Source organism: Aerococcus sp. L_32 (assembly GCF_050689315.1).
Map to the genome: position 1 here is coordinate 1 of NZ_JBOEQF010000818.1, position 824 is coordinate 824.

Below are 824 nucleotides of genomic sequence, written 5' to 3' on the forward strand. Positions count from 1 at the left end.
ATTTTCTATCAATAGCCTATGATCTTGGTGTTTGACGCAAACGACCCAATTGTTTTGAGGCTGTGTTCACACTAGACTTCAAACTTGGTTGGATAATTTCAGGAATTTCTTTATCTAAGTCAGCCTGTGATGGTGTTTGTTGTCCATTTGCTTTTGTTTGCGCTGGTCTTTTAGCTGAAGCTTTAGCTTGTCCCGGGTTTGTCTTCCCTTTTGATGGTGTTTGGGATTGCGTTTTTTCTTGTGCTTCACGCATTTTTTCTTTTTCTATTTCAGCAATTTCTTTCACCAATGTGCCCATGGTTTGCTCCATTGATTTGACACGGACCATTAAATCAGCGTTTTCTTTAGATTTTGCAGCCATTTGTGCTTGTAAATCCACATTATCAGATTGGATGTTTAACGCTACTAATAAAGCCATCTCCTCCATTGACATATTAGGATTCTTTTTACTGATATCAGCAAGTAATTGGTTGATATCACGGCTCACTTGTTGAATATGCTCACTTGTTTTATGACTCTTGATGGTGAATTTATGATAGCCCAATTTCGCTATTACTCTGTTTTTTTCTTCATTCGACATATTTGTCACTCCAACTTTTTATACTGTGCGTTAAATGTTTGTAGATGCAATAGAAAGGTCGCGTCTTAACGACTTTCGTTCCACCTATCTTTCATAATCTAAGATATTTTACCATTTATCCCAGATAATGGCTAGACCTAGACCTTATCTGCTTCCAACGACCAAAAAAGTTAGAAAAATTGCAATGATTTTAGGCTGTCATGAAAGATTTAATCAGATTTTCATGACAAGTCAATATTCTTCG

General features: G+C 36.4%; 1 protein-coding gene. It reads right to left on the bottom strand.

What is annotated here, in order from left to right:
* Positions 1–16: 16 nt before the first annotated feature.
* Positions 17–580 carry a cell division protein ZapA gene (locus ACRCJ0_RS16680; RefSeq protein ID WP_419971419.1) on the bottom strand — a complete coding sequence of 188 codons (564 nt, stop codon included), beginning with the start codon at positions 578–580 and terminating at the stop codon, positions 17–19.
* Positions 581–824: the final 244 nt, after the last annotated feature.

What these genes read in the sequence shown, in the direction of transcription:
- ACRCJ0_RS16680 (WP_419971419.1), bottom strand. Translation starts at nt 580, where the DNA reads ATGTCGAATGAAGAAAAAAACAGAGTAATAGCGAAATTGGGCTATCAT.